13 protein-coding genes are annotated in these 20,925 nt (G+C 54.1%); 6 read left to right on the forward strand and 7 right to left on the reverse strand.

The window, feature by feature from the left end:
- Positions 1–36 precede the first annotated feature (36 nt).
- Entirely contained in the window at positions 37–1,197 is a 1,161-nt protein-coding gene (locus BOC67_RS10575; protein WP_291910103.1) for a glycoside hydrolase family 27 protein, read from the forward strand.
- Between the two features lie 178 nt (positions 1,198–1,375).
- Entirely contained in the window at positions 1,376–2,146 is a 771-nt protein-coding gene (locus tag BOC67_RS10580; RefSeq protein WP_291910105.1) for an SDR family oxidoreductase, read from the forward strand.
- 87 nt (positions 2,147–2,233) lie between these two features.
- Here BOC67_RS10580 and BOC67_RS10585 read toward each other — a convergent pair whose 3' ends face one another.
- The 3 genes from BOC67_RS10585 to BOC67_RS10595 are packed head-to-tail and all read right to left on the reverse strand — an operon-like array spanning position 2,234 to position 5,837.
- On the reverse strand, positions 2,234–4,441 hold the full coding sequence (locus tag BOC67_RS10585; protein WP_291910106.1) for a hypothetical protein: 2,208 nt from the start codon (positions 4,439–4,441) through the stop codon (positions 2,234–2,236).
- Between the two features lie 6 nt (positions 4,442–4,447).
- Positions 4,448–5,143, reverse strand: coding sequence for a DUF421 domain-containing protein (locus BOC67_RS10590; protein WP_291910107.1), 696 nt, complete (start codon positions 5,141–5,143; stop codon positions 4,448–4,450).
- 1 nt (position 5,144) lies between these two features.
- Positions 5,145–5,837 carry a DUF421 domain-containing protein gene (locus tag BOC67_RS10595; protein ID WP_291910108.1) on the reverse strand — a complete coding sequence of 231 codons (693 nt, stop codon included), beginning with the start codon at positions 5,835–5,837 and terminating at the stop codon, positions 5,145–5,147.
- 285 nt (positions 5,838–6,122) lie between these two features.
- Here BOC67_RS10595 and BOC67_RS10600 point away from each other — a divergent pair, with 285 nt between their 5' ends.
- Together BOC67_RS10600 and BOC67_RS10605 are read left to right on the forward strand one after the other, a co-directional pair.
- Complete coding sequence (locus tag BOC67_RS10600; RefSeq protein ID WP_291910110.1) at positions 6,123–7,073, forward strand: manganese catalase family protein; 951 nt, start codon at positions 6,123–6,125, stop codon at positions 7,071–7,073.
- 3 nt (positions 7,074–7,076) lie between these two features.
- Positions 7,077–7,751, forward strand: a complete 675-nt coding sequence (locus BOC67_RS10605; protein ID WP_291910111.1) for a DsbA family protein — start codon at positions 7,077–7,079, stop codon at positions 7,749–7,751.
- Positions 7,752–7,871: 120 nt separating this feature from the next.
- Here the strand turns inward: BOC67_RS10605 and BOC67_RS10610 are convergent, their stop codons facing one another.
- Positions 7,872–8,534 carry an SMI1/KNR4 family protein gene (locus tag BOC67_RS10610; protein ID WP_291910112.1) on the reverse strand — a complete coding sequence of 221 codons (663 nt, stop codon included), beginning with the start codon at positions 8,532–8,534 and terminating at the stop codon, positions 7,872–7,874.
- A 115-nt stretch (positions 8,535–8,649) separates the two neighbouring features.
- Between BOC67_RS10610 and BOC67_RS10615 the strand changes: the two genes are divergently transcribed.
- Positions 8,650–11,088, forward strand: coding sequence for a DUF4982 domain-containing protein (locus tag BOC67_RS10615; protein ID WP_291910113.1), 2,439 nt, complete (start codon positions 8,650–8,652; stop codon positions 11,086–11,088).
- Positions 11,089–11,146: 58 nt separating this feature from the next.
- On the opposite strand, the gene BOC67_RS10620 is transcribed toward BOC67_RS10615, so the two are convergent.
- Together BOC67_RS10620 and BOC67_RS10625 are read right to left on the reverse strand one after the other, a co-directional pair.
- Positions 11,147–12,670, reverse strand: a complete 1,524-nt coding sequence (locus BOC67_RS10620; protein ID WP_291910115.1) for a RagB/SusD family nutrient uptake outer membrane protein — start codon at positions 12,668–12,670, stop codon at positions 11,147–11,149.
- Between the two features lie 19 nt (positions 12,671–12,689).
- A complete protein-coding gene (locus tag BOC67_RS10625; protein WP_291910118.1) occupies positions 12,690–15,767 on the reverse strand; it encodes a TonB-dependent receptor in 3,078 nt (1,025 codons plus the stop codon).
- A 523-nt stretch (positions 15,768–16,290) separates the two neighbouring features.
- On the opposite strand from BOC67_RS10625, the gene BOC67_RS10630 reads away from it, so the two are divergent.
- A complete protein-coding gene (locus tag BOC67_RS10630; RefSeq protein WP_291910120.1) occupies positions 16,291–18,258 on the forward strand; it encodes an alpha-L-arabinofuranosidase C-terminal domain-containing protein in 1,968 nt (655 codons plus the stop codon).
- A 56-nt stretch (positions 18,259–18,314) separates the two neighbouring features.
- Here BOC67_RS10630 and BOC67_RS10635 read toward each other — a convergent pair whose 3' ends face one another.
- Complete coding sequence (locus tag BOC67_RS10635; RefSeq protein ID WP_291910121.1) at positions 18,315–20,813, reverse strand: glycosyl hydrolase 115 family protein; 2,499 nt, start codon at positions 20,811–20,813, stop codon at positions 18,315–18,317.
- Between the last annotated feature and the right edge of the window lie 112 nt (positions 20,814–20,925).

Genomic DNA, 20,925 nt, shown 5'->3' on the forward strand with positions numbered 1-20,925 from the left:
TCTTTATGCTTTTAGCCTACAAGAACAATGAAGCAAGTGAAGAAAATTTTTGTCGCCGTATTACTGTCCCTGCACGCGCTGCTCCTGCACGCACAGGACGCCCGCCCGCCCATCATGGGATGGAGCAGCTGGAATAATTTTCGTGTACACATCAGCGAAAGTATGATCCGCGAACAGGCGGACGCCATGATCGCCTCCGGCCTCTATGATGCCGGCTACCGCTTTATCAATATTGATGACGGCTACTTTGGCGGCCGTAACGCTGCCGGCTATTTGTATGAGGACAGCGCGAAGTTCCCTTCCGGCATGAAAGCCCTGGCGGATTATATTCACAGCAAAAACCTGAAGGCAGGGATCTACTCGGACGCTGGCCGCAATACCTGCGGCTCCATCTGGGATAATGATAAGAAAGGCATCGGCGTGGGCATGTATGCACACCTGGAGCAGGACTGCGAATCCTTCTTTACCAAATGGGGGTACGACTTCCTGAAGGTGGACTGGTGCGGCGGTGAAAAAATGAGCCTGGATGAAAAAACGGAATACCTGAAGATCATCGATCATATCAAATCCCTGAAAAAAGATATCGTCTTCAATATCTGCCGCTGGCAGTTCCCCGGGGAGTGGGCCATCAAAGTGGCTGACTCCTGGCGCATTTCCGGGGATATCAGCGCCAAATTTTCCTCCATCATGCATATCATCGACCTGAATGCAGACCTCTGGAAGTACGCCTCACCGGGGCATTATAATGATATGGACATGCTGCAGGTAGGCCGCGGAATGACCTACGAGGAAGACAAAACGCACTTCAGCATGTGGTGCATGCTCAACTCTCCCTTGCTGGCCGGGAACGACCTGCGTCATATGTCCGCCCAAACCCGCGAAATACTCACCAACAAAGAAGTCATCGCCATCAACCAGGACCCCGGCTTTGACCAGGCCCGCCGCGTTTTCAGCGATGGCAGGGTAGAAGTATGGACGCGCTCCCTGGGCGCATCCCGCAACGAAGGCCATGCGATCGCCATCCTGAACAGGAGCGACGCGCCGGTGAAATTTGAACTGGTAGCGGAAAAATTCGGACTCGGTAAAACGGCGGAGCTCCGCGATCTGTGGCAGCATGCGGACCTCGGGAAAATGGGAAAATCCCGGAAATTCGATATCCCGGTTCACGGTATTGTGGTATTGAGAACAAAGGGGTGAGGAAATCCCTGTTCACAACGCCGTAATGGAAATATCCCCGCACGCAAACGGGGTTAAAACGAATGGGGATTGCCCCCATTTACCTGACCGTACGCAAAGCAAACCGCCCCCTCCAACGCCTGACCCTGACATTACTCCGGCACGATTTCAGTACCTGCGTTCATCAAAACTTTTTGCTATGACGAACGCAGGTACAATTCCTCAAATGCCACAAGGCTTCTCTTATTGCGACATCTCCGGCAAACGCATACTCGTTACCGGTGGCACTACCGGTATAGGTCGCTCCATCGCTAAAATCCTCGCCGCGGCGGGCGCGCAGGTACTCCTCTTCGGGCGTCACGACAAAGAACTGCAGGATGCCCTGCAACAGGTTAATGAAGGCGCCAAAGAGCAGGCAAAAGGCATGATTGCAGATGCCGGCACAGCCGAAGGTATCCGGCAAGTGTTTGAAAAAGTAGACCAGGAGCTGGGTGGACTGGATGTTTTAATCAACAACGTAGGATTACCGTTCCAGGGGGTGGATAAAGGCGCCTATGAAGAATGGGACTATGTGGTAAAAACTAACCTGCTCTCTTACATCGCCTGTACGCACGAAGCCATGGCGCGATTAAAAGACAAAGGGCAGATTATTTTTATCGGCTCCATGAGCGCGGAAGACAAGCCGAAAAACAGCTCCGTGTACAGCGCCACCAAAGCGGGCGTGAGGGCATTCGTACAGGCGTTCCGTAAGGAACTGGAAGGCAAGCCCGTGAAAGTTTCCCTCGTGGAACCCGGCCTCGTTTCTACGGACCTCCACGATATGCCCGAAGAAAAACGTACACAGATGCTGGAAGAGGGAACCATCATCCACGGAGAAGATATTGCCCTCATGGTTTGGTTCCTGCTCGTCCAGCCCTGGTACGTTAATACGATGATGAGCCAGGTGTTGCCGTTGAATCAGACTTTATAAAGGCTGAATAAAGTTTGAATCAGAAATTATCAACTTTGAATCATAGCTTATAAACGCTGTATCAGAAATTATAACGCCGCATCAGCCTCACAAAACCACCTGCAGGTGAATAGTAATCTCATCGCCGCCCTGGATATCAAAAGTGATATATTTTTCCGGTGTAGTACTGTATGCAAGCGGCTGATCCCCACGGCTGATTTCCGCACCCAACGTAATGGAGGCGTCCGCAGGAAAAAGCCTGCAAAAGCCCGAGTTGTCTGGCGTTCCGAAAAACGTTACTGTATGACTTCCGCTTTCGTTGGTGGCGATGGATTTAACCGGGAGCGCTGCATACAGTATGATACCGCTATCAGCCAGCTGATGATAATACCGCGTGTACAGGGAAAATGGAATACCCGCGCCGTAAATTTCCAGCCCAACGGTACCCGATTGATTCCAGCCTTCCTGCAGGTCTTCCACCGGGATGTAAATATTGCGCATCGGCTGCCCTTCCCGGGGTTTTTCCGAAAGCATGTCTGCCGGTGCATTGAACGGGTAATAGTAAAAACAGCGGCCGGGCAGGTACTTCAGAAACTCGCAGAGCATAAAAAGTACATCCTGTGGAATGTCCACCCCTTCGGACAGGCGGATGTATTCGTCAAAAGCCATCATCACCTCGTTTTCCTCATAAGCGGCAATATATGGCGCTTCCGGTAAAGGGAATATGGCAAAGAAGGAAGCCCAGTTTTTACCGTTGCCATACCCGCATTGCCAGATCCACATATTGCTGAAGAGGGCGGCTATACAGGTGATGCTGGCGGACAGGAAGCGCTGCTCGCCCGTGGCTTTGAAGAGTTTGAGGCAGGCTACTGCGGCAAAGGCCGTATTGTTGGCCTGGTACATCAGTTTAAATCCCTTGTTGAACAACTTCCCCGCAGCCTGGTAGGCTTCGCGCAGGTACTTGTCATCCCCGTAGAGCTCCCAGGCTTTCAGCATCACATAAGCATACAAACCCGGAACGTCATTTTCCCCGTCTTCTCCCGGCCGCGTTTCTGCCCGCACTACTTCCAGCGTACGGATATTATACATCACCGGCCAGTCGTAGTTGAAATGCTGCGCTACCCGTATGCCGTAATCCAGCGCATTACGGGTTTGCGCATCCGGCATATGAATACCCATTTGTTCGCAGGCCAGCAAATGCAGCAGGGGATGGTACAGATACCAGCTGTCCATCGTATCCGGCTCCTTGTGGTCCTCGTCGTTATTGAGGTGGTCCGACATCTCCGGCAGCCAGCGTACAAGTGTTTTAAGCTGCTTGTCATAGAAGCTGAAGATATTCTGCTGCAGCACGTTTACAAGCGGCATGTCAATGCCTTTATAAATACTGTATTCCTTCAAAGGTCGCATGACAGCCAGTTGTACCATGATCTCCGGAGGATTGTCGTAATCGCAGTAATAGGCATTCAGGTACGACCTTTCCTTTACATTCTGCCAGCAGCCGTGGTTCCGCTCCAGCTCCTGCAGCGTGCCTTCCGCAATTTGCGGCCAGTGGAAATAACCCAGTTCCGGTTTCGATATTTTTTTGTAGAGCGTAGCGAGCATCTCCATAAAGGTCCGGGTCAATGCTTCCGTATCAGCAACCGGCCCTGGCTGGTAGAGAAGGTACGCATCGTAAATCACATACTCCGTTCCCGGCTGCAGCAGATGCGCTGCATTCCCCGGCAGCAAAAAGCCGGGCTCCGGCCATTCGCCGGCCACCGTGCCCGCGACGCTGCAATGCGCAGCTTCGCAGTAGGGCGATAGCGAAGAAAGATCCTGCCAGTATAATACCAGTGTTTCCGGAGCCGCGCCTGTGCTGAAGTACAGCAGCCCGGTGCGCGGGCCTACCTGGTTAAAGTGAATGTTGCCCGGTGGTATGCTAATGCTGCCTTTTTCCGGGAGCGGGAAAACATCGCGGCCACTGGGCTTTAAATACTGTTCATGCGCCGGGGTGAAACTGGTGCGGAGCCGGCAGCCCGCCGCCTCTCTGAAGCAGTCCACCACAGCGGTGTAAGCGCCGGCAGCGCAGTCCGCCTTAAGGGTTAACCCGCCCGCCTGTTTGTCCACTGCGGTAATGCGGAGTTCGGGGTCGCGGGAATTAATTACCCGGTAAGCAATCCGTTCGTTGTTGGCGTTGGTAGTCAGCAACCAGATGTCGCCTGCATCCCTGACCAGCTCGTATTGCATATCACCGGTATGCAGCGCTGCCAGGGACTGGCGGACGTCTTTGTTAAACAATGTGTACACGTGGATCGTGTGGGTCGACATGCCTTTCATATAGATCTATTTTTTTTGTGCCTGGGTAATGGGTGCAATAAACGTGGACGCAGCGCAAATGGAGCACTGCCTGGGGGCTTTATCATATCGTTTGCCGCAATGACTGCAAACAGCATGCTCGTGGTCGGTCACTTGTTGGGCAAGAAATAAAGGGTCGGTGGTGGGCAAGATGGGCAACCCGCTTTCGGGTTGTTTGTTCTGCACCAGGGTAAAGTTACCGTCTGCCTCAAAATAGAGGCGGTCCACCATACCCAGGTGCATTACCCCCTCGCTACGCAGCTGCGCAAAAAGCCGCTCTTTGGAAAGCCGTACTTTTTCCATCTGCTCCAGGTGTATGTGGCCATTGCCGATGAGGATGCCCACTTTGCCCTGCAGGATGGTGTTGACCTTTTCATTACGCGTGGCGTACATGGCCAGCATGCGCTGGATCGCCACCACCGCCAGCGCTGCCAGCAAGGCCGTAAGCAGGCCCCGTTGGAAATTCAGCAGCACCGCCCCGCCGGTAGCCGCCAGCGAGGAAAGGGCCGCAATTTCAAGCCGGGTCAGCTGCGTCGCCATGCGCTTTCCGATCAAACGCATGCATACGACCATCAGCAGGAACACAAACGCAGCCCGCACCAGTAGCTCGAAGTACATGGCCGCGGGGTAATTGCCGATCAGTATCCTATGCCAATCGTCCAAAAAAATCTGGTATGCTTTCATATCACGAAGCTTTTATAGTTACAGCGGGTATCCATTCCTCTCTGCCGCAGACGTCGCATACCTTGCCATCATCCGGAATGCCGGGGCGGGAATTGCCGCAACTGGTGCAGCTTACCTGCTGCGCTGCAGCGTCATAGAGCTTTTCGTTGGATAACTGGGGTAATGGCAGTATAGGTAACCCCGGCCGTTGTTCCGGGGCATGGTAAACAGTGAACAATCCACATGCTTCCAGGTACACCCGGCTGAGTTCTCCCAACTGGTACACCTTCTTCTTTCGCAGGATGGCAAATAATTGTGTGCGGGGAATGCCCGCCTGCTGTAACTCCCGCAATTGCAGTACGCCGTCTTTCAGGAGAATGTTGAGGTCGCCCTGGACCCTGCTTTCAAAGCGTGCGTACCTGGCGCCCCACCACGTGATTCCCTGCTGGAACAGCAGGATGGCCAGCAAGCACAAAGCGCCGGCAATAATGCCGGTTTCCGGGGTGAGCGCAGCAGGCGATATGATAGCCCCGAGCATAATCCAGATAGCAAATTCAAGGATGGTCAGCTGCCCGGACATGCGCTTGCCTAACTTGCGCACCATGATCAGCAGCAGTACGTATAATATAAGCGTACGGATAAGTACTTCTATAAGAAAAGATGCCGGGGCTTCACCAATGAGCAACCTGTGCCAGTCAAAAACTTTCAGCTCCATATTACACTGTTTGTGTACAGGAAAATGATACAAAATGTGTGCTGTATATGAGATGATTCGAATTCCTTACTGAATAAGTGATTTTATACCTCTCCAATGAAATTTGTAGAAAATAGTGCATGCCAGCGTTCCCCTTCCTGTAACGGAAAAGCTACTTAAAGCAGACAGGAAAAAAACAGCAAAATTAAAAGTCCGCCACCACCTTAATACGCACGCGAATCAGCCTGTTATCCGCTTATTGAGGCATTGTATTGGAAGCGGTATATACTTACTAAACTGACAACTATGTTTTATCACGTTAAAGAATTACAATTCGACGCGCGGGTAACCAAGCCGGACCCCGCATTCGCTACGTTGCTGCTCGAGCAGTTTGGCGGCGCTAACGGCGAACTGGCAGCCGCCCTCAGGTATTTCGGTCAGGCTTTCGCCGCACGTCATCCGTATCCGGATAAATACGATATGCTGATGGACATTGCCACGGAAGAGTTTAGCCACCTGGAAATAGTAGGGGCCACCATCCAGATGCTGCTCCAGGGCATCAACGGGGAACTGAAAAAAGCAGCCGATGAATCGGAGATCATGGGATTGCACAATGGTAAGAGCGCCCGGGAAGACTACATTCACCAGGCCTACGTAGCCCCTCAAATCCTGACGTCTACCGGCGGAGGGCCCGCCTATACAAACTCCCAGGGCGTGCCCTGGTCCGCAGCGTATATCAACGGGGATTGCAACGGCGATCTGACGGTTGACCTGCGGTCCGATATTGCAGCGGAGTCACGCGCTAAAATCACTTACGAATACCTCCTGCAATTCACGGACGACCCGGAAGTAAAACGTACCCTCAACTTCCTGATGACCCGCGAAGTAGCCCACTACCAGATGTTTGAGGCGGCGTTGAATACCATTACACCTAACTTCCCCCCGGGCGTCAAACAGGCGGACCCGCGCTACAGCAACCTTTATTTCAATATGTCCAGCGGCGCGGATATGCCGGGCCCATGGAACCAGGGCCAGTCCTCCCAGCTTGGGGAAGAATGGCAGTATGTGAATGATCCCGTACAATATGTATTGGATACAAACGGACTGCGGAATATCGAACCTAACGGTACCGGCAGAACGGTGCAGGAAACCCGCGACCTGGACCTGCAACTCGGGCAGGAGAGAAGCGCGGAAGTAAACAGCGCCGTGCCAATCGGAGAGGCATGTTGGAGTCAAAGCAGTATGGATAAATTTTAAGCTATGCAAATCCAGGTAGTGTATTATACCGACCCGCTCTGTTGCTGGTCATGGGCGTTTGAGCCGGTTGTCCAGGCTTTCCGGGATCAATACGTCGGTGAGATAGATTTTCGTTTTTGTATGGCCGGCATGATCGCCGGTTGGGATAGTTATCACGATGATTTGCTTGCCATCCGGAGGCCCCTGCAAATGGGGCCTTCCTGGATGCAGGTCAAATACCAGGCACAGATCAATATCGATGAAAAAATATGGCACGACGATCCGCCGGGCTCCTCATACCCCTCCTGCCTAGCCGTCAAGTGCGCCGGCCGGCAGTCGCCCCAGGCGGAAAATATCATGCTGCACGAACTGCGCAAAGCAGTCATGACCCAGCGTAGAAATATTGCAAAAAGAGAAGTCTTGTTAGAGGTGGCCGCAACAGTATCGGCCAACTATTCCGGCCTGCTGGACCTGCCCCAGTTTGAAGCCCAGCTGACGGAGCCAGCTACCGTAGAGGCTTTCCGGAAGGATCTCCAGGAAAGACAGGTGAATAATATCAAACGGCTCCCGTCCCTGATGATCAGCAACCCCGCCGCCAATAAGCGTGTATTGCTTACCGGTATGCGGCCCCTGGATGATTTGCACAATGTGATGGCGCAGGTGAACAGCGGGGAGGATAGGGTGTATAGCCAGGTGTAAGGCTGCAATAACGGATTAGCAACTCAACACCGCCCGGCCTGAAACCCGGGCGTAACTTTTAAATTACAATCCCGGGTAATTTCCAAACGACCCGGTCTTGCTCATCAAAAATTTCCAGCCCTACTCATCCTCCGTTGAAATATAATCCCAATCAATCTCCAAGCGGCTCAGCAAACGCTCAAACCGCTTATTATCCTGCGTCCCGATAAATATCCCCGCCCAATTCCCCTGCTGGTCCACAGACACGCTGATCACCTCCTCGAATTGATCCGTAAATATCCGCTGCGATTGTAAAGTAATATCCTTTACTTCCTCCCAGTTAGCCATAATATAATCCGCCAACTCCGGCGATACCGTGTCAAAACTGTTGGCATTGTAAGTCAGCCCGCCCATCGTCCCGTTGTAAATCGCCATCAGCAACAGGAAGTTGTCCGCCGTCGTAGCATCCAGGTACCATTCCGTACCGTCCGGGTAATAATTTCCATACACCGGCGGATTGTCCGCCTGCAGGTCCGACTCCTTAATACCCCAATACGCCACCACCTGGTTCTCCTCGTAAAACACCAGGTAACGGTCATCCGTAAACGATACCTGGTCAGGCGGGAGCAACTGGTTGTGGGACCGGTTTACCTGGTCGTTTTTTCCCAGCGCCCGGTAATACGCCGCCAAAGCGTCCGGCAGCCGTATGCCCAGCCGGGCTTCCGCAGCCGCTATATCCGCAGCCGTATAGCCATCCGCTGCATCCTCCGGCAGCTGGTATAAACGTCGTATCTGTGCTAACATTGTCATTGGTTTCAGGAGAAAGTGATGCCGCAAATGTAACTTTTTTCAACGCGCAGGGCAGAAGCTTTGGGAATAATTTTATAATTTGTCAGGCTAACAATTAATGATGGACACTATGCCTTTTTTCCGCGTTAAGCAATGGCTGCTCCTGCCGGTATTGCTTGTACACATTGCCTCCGCGCAGGTGCGGCAGGAAATAACGCTGCACGACAACTGGAAGTTTTCCAGGGGTAAAAACGACCAGGCCATGCAACTGAACTTTGATGATAAAAACTGGCAAACCGTTTCCGTGCCGCACGACTGGGCGATCTACGGCCCGTTCGATAAAGAAATTGATAAACAAAACGTCGCCATCGTCCAAAATAACGAAAAGATCTCTTCTGAAAAGACCGGCCGCACCGGCGCGCTGCCCTACATCGGGGAAGGCTGGTACCGCAAAACTTTCCAGCTCCCCGCCTACAAAAACGGCCAGAAAGTAATACTCCTCTTCGAAGGCGCCATGAGCGAGCCGGTAGTGTACCTCAACGGAAAGAAGGCAGGAGAGTGGCACTACGGCTACAACTACTTCTACCTCGACGTAACGGACCTCTACCAGGCCGGCAGGGAAAACCTGCTGGCTGTACACCTGCAGAACGTCGCGCAATCCTCCCGCTGGTACCCCGGCGCAGGCCTCTACCGCAACGTGCGCGTGATCGTTAAAAATCCGGAAAGCATTGACCAATGGGGTACCTATATCACCACGCCCGTCGTGACGGACGAATTCGCAAAAGTAAATATCAAAACAAAAGTCAGCGGCAAAGGCCTGCTGCTGATCACGGATATCCTCGATCCGCAGGGGAACAAGGTAGCCGCAGATACCGCCGCCACTGCCTTTGGCAACGAGTTTGACCAAAACATCGCCGTGCCCCGCCCGGCCCGCTGGAGCCCCGAAACGCCGGTACGCTACACGGCCATATCCCGCCTCTTCGCAGGCCATGAACTGAAAGATGAAGTGACAACGAAATTCGGCATTCGCACCATCGCCTACGATCCCGCCACCGGCTTCTCGCTCAACGGGCGGGTACGCAAGTTCAAAGGCGTATGCCTGCATCACGATCTCGGCCCCCTCGGCGCAGCAGTCAACAAAGCCGCCCTGCGCCGCCAGATGCAAATCCTCAAGGACCTCGGTTGCGACGCTATCCGCAGCTCGCATAACATGCCCTCACTTGAACAGCTGGAACTGGCGGATGAAATGGGCTTCCTGTTCCTCGCGGAAAGCTTTGACGAATGGGCCAAACCAAAGGTCAAAAACGGCTACGCACGCTTCTTTGCCACAGATGCAGAAAAAGATATCGTGAACCTGATACACGCCACCCGCAACCATCCCTGCATCGTCATGTGGAGTTCCGGCAACGAAGTGCCGGACCAGTGGGGCGCAGAAGGGGTAAAACGGGCCAAATGGCTGCAGGATATCTTCCACCGCGAAGACCCCACCCGGCCCGTAACCGTGGGCATGGACCAGGTGAAAGCTACCATGGCCTCCGGCTTCGGCGCCCTGCTGGACATCCCCGGCCTCAACTACCGGACACACCTGTACGAAGAAGCCTATAAAGCTTTCCCGCAGGGCCTCCTGCTTGGCTCTGAAACCGCTTCCACGGTAAGCTCCCGGGGCGTCTATCACTTCCCGGTCGTGAAAGCAAAGGATAAACAATACCCGGACAACCAATCCTCCTCCTACGACCTGGAATATTGCAACTGGTCAAACCTGCCGGAAGAAGATTTTATGCTACAGGAGGATAAACCCTGGGTGATAGGGCAGTTTGTATGGACCGGGTTCGACTACCTCGGCGAGCCTACGCCCTACGATGATAAATGGCCTTCCCGCAGTTCCTACTTCGGCCTGTGCGACCTCGCCGGCATTCCTAAAGACCGCTATTACCTCTATCGCAGCGTCTGGAACACCGCTTCCCCCACACTGCACATACTGCCGCACTGGAACTTCCCCGGCAGGGAAGGAGCGGTAACCCCGGTGTTTGTGTACACGAGCTACGACAGCGCAGAACTCTTCATCAACGGTAAAAGCATGGGCGTGCAACGGAAAGACAGCAGCACCCCGCAAAACAGGTACCGGCTCATGTGGATGGATACCAGGTATGAACCGGGTACGGTAAAAGTAGTGGCGTTCGGAAAAGATGGCAAGCCCGCCGCGGAACAAACCATCGTTACCGCCGGCCGCCCTTATCAGCTCCGCCTCGAGGCGGACAGGCCGCAGCTTATAGCCGACGGGAACGACCTCTCCTACATCACCGTTACCGTTCTCGACCAGGCAGGCAATGTTTGCCCGGATGCGGCGGAGCAACTGCAGTTCTCCGTCACCGGCAACGGCGCCTACAGGGCCGCTTGCAACGGGGACGCTACCTCCCTGGAACTTTTCCACTTACCCACCATGAAAACCTTCAGCGGCAAACTGGTGGTAGTGGTGCAGGCAGGCAACAAACCAGGGAATATCGAACTAAAAGTCACCGGCAAACGCCTGAAGACCGCGAAAATCCAACTGCTGGCAACGGCGCCATAATAAAAAAAGAGGCTATCTCACAGGTTGAGATAGCCTCTTCGTATATTCATCCTTTCAGTTATTTCCAGCGGTCATTCTGCTCCATCGCAGAATTGGACGTCAGCTCATTCTGCGGAATCGGGAAATAATCATGCTTCCCGTTCACAAAATACTGCCTGCCCACTTTATCACTATTGGTGATCTCCTGCTGCAACAGCCCCCATCTTTTCAGGTCGTAAAAACGCTGGCCTTCACGGGCAAACTCAATCATGCGCTGGTGCCTGATCTCCGCCATCATCGCGTCCTGGCCCAGTCCTGTGGTCAGCGGTCCCAGCTTAGCCCTGGACCTTACATCCTGCAGGAAAGGATAAGCCTCGCCGGTTTTACCCTGCATGGTGAGCGCCTCTGCCAGCAGTAGTTCCACATCTGCGTAACGCAATACGCGCTCGTTGATGCTGGACGTATAGTCGCCACCGTTACTGCCCTTCAGCTCATTATCCTGCGTATAATTCTGGTATTTCTTAAACATGGATTTAAAGCCAAACTGCAGCTTGAAATCCGAAAACGGCTTGTTGTAGAACCGCGCGCCGGGGTAATCCCAGATCAGCGTGGCATACATGCGGGGGTCCAACTCATTGTCTACCGTCTTCTCTTTCTGAAACTCGTTAAAGAGTTTATCGGTCGGACTCACCTCAAACCAGCCGGCCACTTCGCCGGGCGCAAATTCCTGCGCAGTGGTAACGCCCAGGGTCTCGTTCGCATTCTCGCCGGCCCAGGGGTTGGTACCGCCCACATCGGCCAGCTGGATTTCAAACAGCGATTCGCTGTTGTTCTCCGTAGAGGCTTTGAAGTTATCCTCGTAGTTGGCGGTCAGGTGATAGTTGAAAGGCGCCGCCGTCAGCTGTTTCAGCGTAGTCTCTGCATTGGCGTAATCTTTCGTATATACGTAAGCTTTACCCAGCATGCCCAGCGCCGCGCCTTTGGTAGCCCTGCCGATGTTGATGCCGGTATAGGCCACAGGCAGGTCCGCCGCGGCTTCCGTAAAGTCCTTGATCACGAGCGCCCATACATCCTTCTCCGGCGATTTGGCCACAAAGTAATCGCTAATCGCTACCGGCACTTTCGTGCGGATGGCCACATCCCCGAAGTTGGTCACCAGTATAAAGTAGTTCAGTCCGCGGAGGAATTTCGCTTCTGCGATATACGCCTTCTCCTTATCCGCCTCCAGCTTGGCCTTTCCCACGTTCTCCAGGATCTGGTTGGCGCGGAAAATAGCGCGGTAGCAAACGTTGAACACATCTCCGGCTACGCCGTTGTCCGGCGTATTCGTGAAGGTGGAAAGCTGGTACAGCGCGGCCACGTCGTTGCGGATGAAGAAGTCATCCCCGCGGCCGTTGGATAATTCCACGCCACGCACGCCCCACATGCCGCCGTTTACATTTTTAAACAGGCCGTAAGTGGCAGCCATCGCGCTTCTTACGTCATCTTCCGTTTTCCAGTAGGTATCTGTAGTAGTTTGGTTCGGGTTCGTGAGCTCTAACGTATCGCGGGAGCAGCTGGCAAATACCAGCGTGGCCGCGACCGAAATCAATATCTTTCTCATGGATTGAATTTTTAAGTGATTACAATGACAGTTGTACACCAACAGAAACGGTGCGGGCAAGCGGATAGGACACATGACCGAAGTCTACGCCCCTGTCCAGGATGGTACCGGTTCTGCCAATATCCGGGTTGTAACCCTTGTATTTGGTAATGGTAAACAGGTTGTCCGCACTTAGGTAAGCCCTGAGGGAGCTGATTTTAGCCCGCTCCATCAGTTTCACCGGCACGGTATAACCCAGCTGCACTGTCTTAAACCTAAAGTAGGAACCGTTTTCCAGGAAGCGGGACGACGTACGTGCGTTGAAGTTAGGATCGTCGATCACGGCGCGTGGGATGTCCGTATTTTTATTGGTCGGCGTCCAGGCGTTCAGCGTGCTGCGCGCATAGTTGTATTCCAGGTTCATGCCTTCCAGGTCCTGGCGCAGACCGTTGTAGATCTTATTGCCCTGGGTGCCCTGCAGGAAGAGGTTCAGGTCAAAGTTGTAGGCATTCAGCGTAATCCCTAAACCATATTCAAAGGAAGGGAAGGAGCTGCCCATGTCAATCCGGTCGGCATTGCTGATCTGTCCATCGCCATTGGCGTCAAGGAATTTGATATCGCCCGGTTTAGCGGAAGGCTGTATCAGCTGGCCATCTTTACCCCTGTACGCGTCAATCTCTTCCTGCGATTGGAAGATGCCGAGCGCTTTGATCAGGTAAAACGCGGCAATTTCGCCGCCTGCCTGCGTCAGCGTAGCCTGCGCGCCGTGGTGGGTAGGCTGGCCGCCGGCAATTTGCTGGGTGCCGGTACCCAATGCCAGTACCTTGTTTTTGATGGAGGCAAACGTACCTCTCACGCTGTAGCTCAGCGCGCCAACGGTATTGCTGTAGCCAAGGCCCATCTCAATACCCTTGTTCAGGATGTTACCGCCGTTCACGTACGGGTTGGAAGAAGAACCGGCAGATCCCGGGATAGGCACCTGCAGCAGCAGGTCCGTCGTGTTCTTACGGAAATAGTCCGCTGTGAAAGTCAGTTTATCATTGAGGAAAGCCGCGTCAATACCCACGTTCACGGTTTCGGTGTTTTCCCATTTAAGATTGGGTGATGCATAGGCCGTTTGAATAGCGCCAAACCATTTGGATTGGTCGCCGCCATTTACATAGTTGATGTTCGAAGCAATGGCCGCAGAGTAGCCATAGTCGGTAATTTCCTGGTTGCCCAGCTGACCGTAGCTGCCGCGCAGTTTCAACAGGGAAACAGCGCTGGATGGCACGGACCAGAATTTCTCGTTGGAGATATTCCATCCCGCCGCCAGCGATGGGAAGTTACCGTAACGGTTGCCCGGCGCAAAGCGGGAGGAACCGTCGCGGCGCAAACTGGCCGTAAACAGGTAGCGGTTATCGTAGGAGTAAATCACGCGGCCCAGCAGGGATACCAGCGTGCTTACGTATTTGTTGCCTCCCACAGAACCTGTGATGGCGCCGTTATCCAGCTCGCTGATACCGTCGGCCAGTCCGCTGCGGGCAGCGCCCTGGTACGTTTTAGTAGCTTTCTGATAGGCGTAACCTGCCAGCGCCTGGATGCTGTGTTTTCCAAAATCTTTGGCGTAGTTCAGCGTATTCTCCGCCATCACCAGGTTGGTGCGGGTGCTGGATTGAGAAAGGTTGTTGGTAGGGTTGGCAAAGAGGCCGCCTACCTGGTAACGCCGGGTGTAATCCTTATCTTCCTGGAACGCATCGGTATAACCGAGGTTGAAACGGTATTTCAGGGAAGAGAGGATGGTTACTTCCGCAAAAGCGTTGGCAATAATGGAAGTGGTATTGGTCGTAATATCTTCCAGGTGCAGCTGCGCAACCGGGTTGGCCACATTCACCACGGAACCGCTGGCGCCGGAATAGCCGCCGATGGCATTCTCGTCATAGATCTGGAATACCGGGATCATTTTCACCGCGGAACCCACCGGGTTACCGCCTTGTCCACCCCAGCCGCCGGGCATTTTCGTCCAGTTCTCCCTCGTCAGTATCAGGGATTGCCCCAGCTTCAGCCGGCCTTTCGTCGTCTCCGTTTTCTCGCGGATGCCATAGCGTTTATAGCCTGTCACATCTACGATACCATCCTGGTCGTTATACTGCCCGGAAAAGCTGTAACGGGTATTTTCATTACCGCCGCTAACAGACAGGTTGTATTGTTGCATAATGGCAGTTCTGTATATCGCGTCCTGCCAGTCGGTGCCAGCGCCCAGCTGATCAGGGTTTGCGGCGATGCTCAGTCGCGGCAGGCCCGCGTTGTCGTGCGCCATATTGCTCACGGTCGCCCATTCCTGCGCATTCAGCACATCGTATTTTTTAATGATTTTCTGTGAACCCACGTTCGCGTTAAACTGAATCACCGGCGGGCCGTTCTTACCGGTTTTGGTAGTCACCAGCACTACGCCGTTGGCCGCACGGGAACCGTAGATAGCGGCCGCGGAAGCGTCTTTCAGCACGTCCATGGACTCAATGTCCCCCGGCGCAATGTTGTTGATATTTTCCACCTGCACCCCATCCACCAGGTAGAGCGGGTTGGCATTGTTGATCGTGCCCGCGCCGCGGATCAATACGCGCATGCCTGATCCGGGATCGCCCCCGGCTGATTCCACGGTTACGCCCGCGAGCTTGCCCTGCAGGGCCCTGCTCACGTTGCTCACGCCTTCCGATTTGATATCCGTCGCTTTCAGCGTGGCAATGGAACCGGTCAGGTCTTTTTTCTTCACAGTACCATAACCGATGATCACTACTTCATTGAGGCCGGCGGTACTTTTTTTCAACACAATCTGAATCGTATTTTCCGCGCCTACGGTAATCTCCTGCGACTCATATTCCATCGATGATACGAGCAGTTTATCCCCCGGGTTGGCCGTCAGCGCAAACTGGCCTTTATCATCCGTAATAGCGCCGCGGGAGGTGCCTTTCACCTGGATGGACGCCCCGAATACGGGCTGGTGGGTGCCCTCTTCCGTTACTTTTCCTGTAATTTTTTTCTGTGCATGTACTGCGAGCGTGCAGAGTAATAGAAACAAAGTGATCGCATGCCTTCTCCAGGCTGGTGGTGAAATGCTCACCCCGGTGTAATTCTTCATACGGGAAAGTTTAGATATTCAGATTTTAGTTGGACTTACTGTACGGTTAAGATTAAATTGTCAATAAACGTGGATCCTTCAGGTGAAAAAATGGCAAAACCGGGTTCTCTTTTTTCACCCCTGCGCAATATAGTTTTTAATTGTCAAAATGACGCGTAAAAATTTTGATGCCATCGGTTGCGTAATAAAAATTTAACCGGGCCTGATAAAAAAAGTCTTTTAAAGTGTTAGAATAAAATTATTTTCCACTGAAGTTTTACAGATATTTGATTTTTTTAGGGGAGAGATTTAATGCCGCAAGGGACGTGGCAAAGACCCTGTCGGTAGCTGCCCGGCGGCAGTATGCCGGATAAGGGAAAGGAAGCGGTACGCAGTACCGTACCCCTAAAACCCGGTGCAATGGCGCCGCAAAATGCCTCCATCTAAAAAAAATATAAATATCGCCAACGAACCGTATATCAATTAATTGTAACAATGACATTTAATATATTTAAATTGTCCGCCCATTTCAGCAAATTCCGTTATGAATAAATTTTTATTTTCCTGCTGCCTCTCGTTATCGGCAGCAGCGGCTTTCAGCCAGCAAAAAACTTTTACGGTCAACACCGCACAGGTAGGCGCTGCCATACAGCCTACGATGTACGGCGTTTTCTTTGAGGACATCAACATGGGCGCCGACGGTGGCATCTACGCGGAACTGGTGAAAAACCGTTCCTTTGAATTCAACAACCCCCTCATGGGCTGGACCATCAACGGCAAAAAGGAAGAAGGGGACCTCCTCGTACTCAACAGTCCCGCCTACAACAAAGCCAACCCAAACTACATCCGCGTAAAAGTCAACCACCGCCGCAAAGGAGAGTGGGGCCTTACCAACGAAGGCTTCCGCGGCATGGGCATCCGTGCCGGGGTGAACTACACGCTCTCCCTGCAATACCGCACCGCCCAACCCGGCATCACCATCCACGGGGAACTGGTGAATGCGGCCGGGAAAGTCATCGGCAGCGCCTCCTTCTCCCCGGCAGGCACTAACGGTAACTGGCAAACGAAATCCCTCAGCTTCACGGCCGCCGCCCAGGATACCACCGCAAAACTCACCCTCTGGCTGGAAGGGGACGGCGTCATCGACCTCGATATGATTTCCCTCTTCCCCGGCGATACCTGGAAAAACAGGCCCAAAGGGCTCCGCGCGGATATGGTGCAGATGCTGGCAGATATGAAGCCGGGCTTTATCCGCTTCCCCGGCGGCTGTATCGTGGAAGGGCGCGACCTCGCCAACCGCTTTCAATGGAAGAAGACCCTCGGCCCGATCGAAAACCGGGAGCTGATCATCAACCGCTGGAATACGGAATTCAATCACCGCCTGACGCCGGATTATTACCAAAGCTTCGGCCTCGGCTTCTTCGAATACTTCCAGCTCGCGGAAGACATCGGCGCAGCGCCCCTGCCTATCCTCAACTGCGGCATGGCCTGCCAGTTCAACACGGCTGAACTAGCGCCCATGGAAGAGCTGCAGCCCTATATCCAGGATGCGCTCGACCTCGTGGAATTCGCCAACGGCCCGGCCACCAGCACCTGGGGCAAAGTACGCGCAGATATGGGCCACCCGGAACCTTTCCATCTCACCATGATCGGCGTTGGAAACGAAAACTGGGGCCCCCAATACATTGAACGCGCCCGCGCTTTCGCCGCCGCGCTCAAAGCCAAGCACCCGGAAATCAAACTGGTATTCAGCTCCGGAACGGACCCCAACGGCCCGCGCTTCGATTACCTCAACGATACCTTGCGCAAAATGAATGCGGACTTCATCGATGAACACTATTACCGCAGCCCGGAATGGTTCCTCTCCAATGCCGCCCGCTATGATCAATACCCCCGCACCGGCTCCAAAGTATTTGCAGGCGAGTACGCCGCCCATGAAGGGAAAGACTTCACCGGCGCGGAACGTAACACCCTGCGCGCCGCCATTGCGGAAGCGGCCTTCCTCACCGGCCTGGAACGCAATGCGGACGTAGTGCACATGGCCTCCTATGCGCCCCTCTTTGCGCATGCCGCCGCCTGGCAATGGGCGCCGGACCTCATCTGGGTGAATAACTTGCAGGTAGTAGGCACGCCCAGCTACCAGGTGCAAAAACTCTATTCGCTCAATAAAGGCACGAATGTGCTGCCCCTGCTCAGCGATGGGAAGCCGGTTACCGGGCAGGACAGCCTGTATGCCTCCGCCGTGATAGACCAGCACAAAAAAGAGATCATCGTAAAACTTGTGAATGTAAGCCAGCAGCCGGTTAGCGGCAAAATAGCCCTGCAGGGTAAAAACAACCTCGCTAAAACCGCCGTGCTGACCACCCTTTCCGGCAACGATCCAGTTGCTGTCAACAACTTCAGCGCACAGCCCATCGTACCGGTGGATAGGGAAGTAGTAGTCAGCAAACAATCCGTTGCGCTGACCCTTGCGCCGAATTCCCTGCAAGTCCTGCGGGTGAAATTCAAATAGGCAACAAAACTCAAAAACAGCCCTTCGTATAGCCATATACGAAGGGCTGTTTCTTATCATTTACCAACCACCGGGAACATATAAAACGCCCGCTCCGGCTGAAAGTCTATCATCCACTGATCCACCACCACATGGTTATCCAGCGCGGTGATCCGCAGCGTATGCTTCCCTTTGGAAAGGGGATGCCGGGTAACCTTCACCGCCTGCCCCCGCAGTACATTTTCCTTCCACCCGGCGGACCGGTAGGGCTCTTTAAACGAGCATACCTGCGGCGCTTCGTCGTCTATCTGTACGCTGAAGCGGATGTCCCCCTTGTCGTTAGGCTGTGTAGGTATCACCGCCGTGCGCAATACCGCCGGGCCTTCCATATCCGTTTCAAAGGAGTATTCCAGGCTGCCGCCTTTCGGCAAAGCCACCGCCTGCATGCTATGCCCCAGGGATTGAATCACGCGGACGGCCCCCGTAGATTTCGTGTACCCGGCAGCGTTAGTTGCTACCACGCCTTTCAAATCCGGCGCCGGTAAGCTTTCCGGGCGTGCGTTCCGTACATCCTTTAATCCATTTGGCGCCGCCGGCAGCTGCGGCGCTTCAAACACCGGCAGGTCACGCGGCTGCGCGCATAAACTATACCGCCATTTACCGCCGGCCATCACGCGATTGTAATGATCCGTCAGCTGCATGATCTCTTCATAAGCCTGCTGACTCCTGTTGCAAGCCTGCTGCAACGCCGCCTCGTCCCGTACGGGCGCTGCCGCCAGCCTCCGTGCCCGCTGCGCTTCCAGCCACTTGACAGCCATAGCGGCCGCGCCGTACACCGGGTATTTGATGCGGGCAAAATAGGCGTCCTGCCTTGCAGCCGGTAAAGTTTGCTCCACCCCTCGCAGGATGGCTTTGATTTTTTCGTAACTCGCCAGGTAGCGATCCAGCTCTCCGCCAAATTCCGTTTCGCTGAAAGCGGTATTCACCACGGGCGTCCAGCCCCGTGCGTATTTCGCTTTATCTTCCTCCACCTTGCTCCATCCCATGAACTCCGGCCGGCGGATGCCGCAAAGCCTGTAATACTCCAGCATAGCAGGGTATAACGCTTCTCCGGCGGCCTTGCCAAAATCCCGCACCAGGTAGCGCCGCAGCTGCTCATTGATGGCGGAAGGAGATATACCCGGGATGTTCCAGGCCAGGTCCAGGAAGAATTCCAGGTTGTACCCGGCTATTTTTGGATCATGCACATTCGCCACCCACAAGCGCCTGGCATGATGGTCATAGGCTTCCCGCATTTCGTTATAGATCAGCCCCGGCTGCGTGGTGGCGAGCCAGAGGTAATCATGCGGGCGGCCCCAGTAGCTCAGGTGATAATACACGCCGGCCCCGCCGCTGCGCTGCTGTTGCAGGCTGTCGCCCAGGCGCGTCATGTAACCATAATTATCATCGCACCAGGTCAGCATCACATCTTCCGGCACCTGCAGCCCATTTTCATATATCTCCAATACTTCCTTATAAGGCACAAATTGCTGGGGGATTTTTTTCAGATCAGGTTGGATATACTTTTTCAGCAACGCCCGCTGCTCATTGATCACGCGTTGCAGGGCGTCCGTTTTTTCCGCCAGGGTTTTCACGCCTTCCATAGCGCCATCGTGTATGCCCCGCATGCCGATGGTAAAAAAGTTATCGGAGCGCTTCACTTCCTGCAAACGCTCTGCCCAGTAGCGGATTACGGCGTCGTGGTTATCTATAAAATTGAAATGCCCGCGCTGTTGTTCATTCCATTCGTACACGTTGTTGCGCATCAGCGGCTCGCAGTGGGAAGTTCCGATCACAATGCCGCAGCTGTCCGCCATTTCCTTTGCGCCCTTCGTCCGGTAAAAAGCGACGGTGCCCGTATGCATCGCCGGCCAGATAGTGTTGGCGCGCAGGCGCAGCAAGAGTTTGAACACCTCCCCGTAAGTCTTCGCGGAAATAATACCGGTATCCGCCTGCGGATCAAAATGTTTGGCGCTCCAGGGGCGCAGGCTCCAGTCCTCATCATTGAGGAAGATGCCCCGGTAAGCCACCGCAGGCCGCTGCAAGCTGCGGTACCCTGCGGGAATGCTTAATTGCGGCCGTTTTTCCGGCGTCACATCGCCCCACCATACCCAGGGGGATACGCCTGCCAGCCGGGAGAGTTCCAGGATGCCGTAGGCCGTGCCCCGGGCATCGCTGCCCGCTACGAGCAGCTGCTTGCCGGCAACGCCTATAAAAAACGCATCCATGGCCCCGGCAAGGCTGTCCACCGGTACTCCCAGCCGCCGTAACTCCGCGTTATTCGTACGGCTGAGTTGTAGAATCCGGATGTTGCTGTTTTTCCCCGTTCCCGCCACGGGCGCCCGGCCCGTCACCTGCCGGAGATCTCCGCGGAACATTTCCAGGGCTACCGCCACAACGGGCGATGCCGGGGCCTGCAGGTTGTAACGCACCGGCGAGGCGCCGTTAAACCACACCACGTCAGGGCTTTGCGCATGAACAGTCAAAGTAAGCGCTATACAGGCGCAGGGCAGGAAGCAGTTTTTCAAACGTATCATATTGTGAATACAAAGGTGGAATAGCAACAAGTATAAATTTTTTTTGGGGAGAGAGTAACCTGCACCTACCTGCCCGGTGTTCCGTTTACAAACCGCAATACCGGTGGCATAA

This window comes from Chitinophaga sp. CB10, from assembly GCA_001870995.2.
Lineage (GTDB): Bacteria > Bacteroidota > Bacteroidia > Chitinophagales > Chitinophagaceae > Chitinophaga.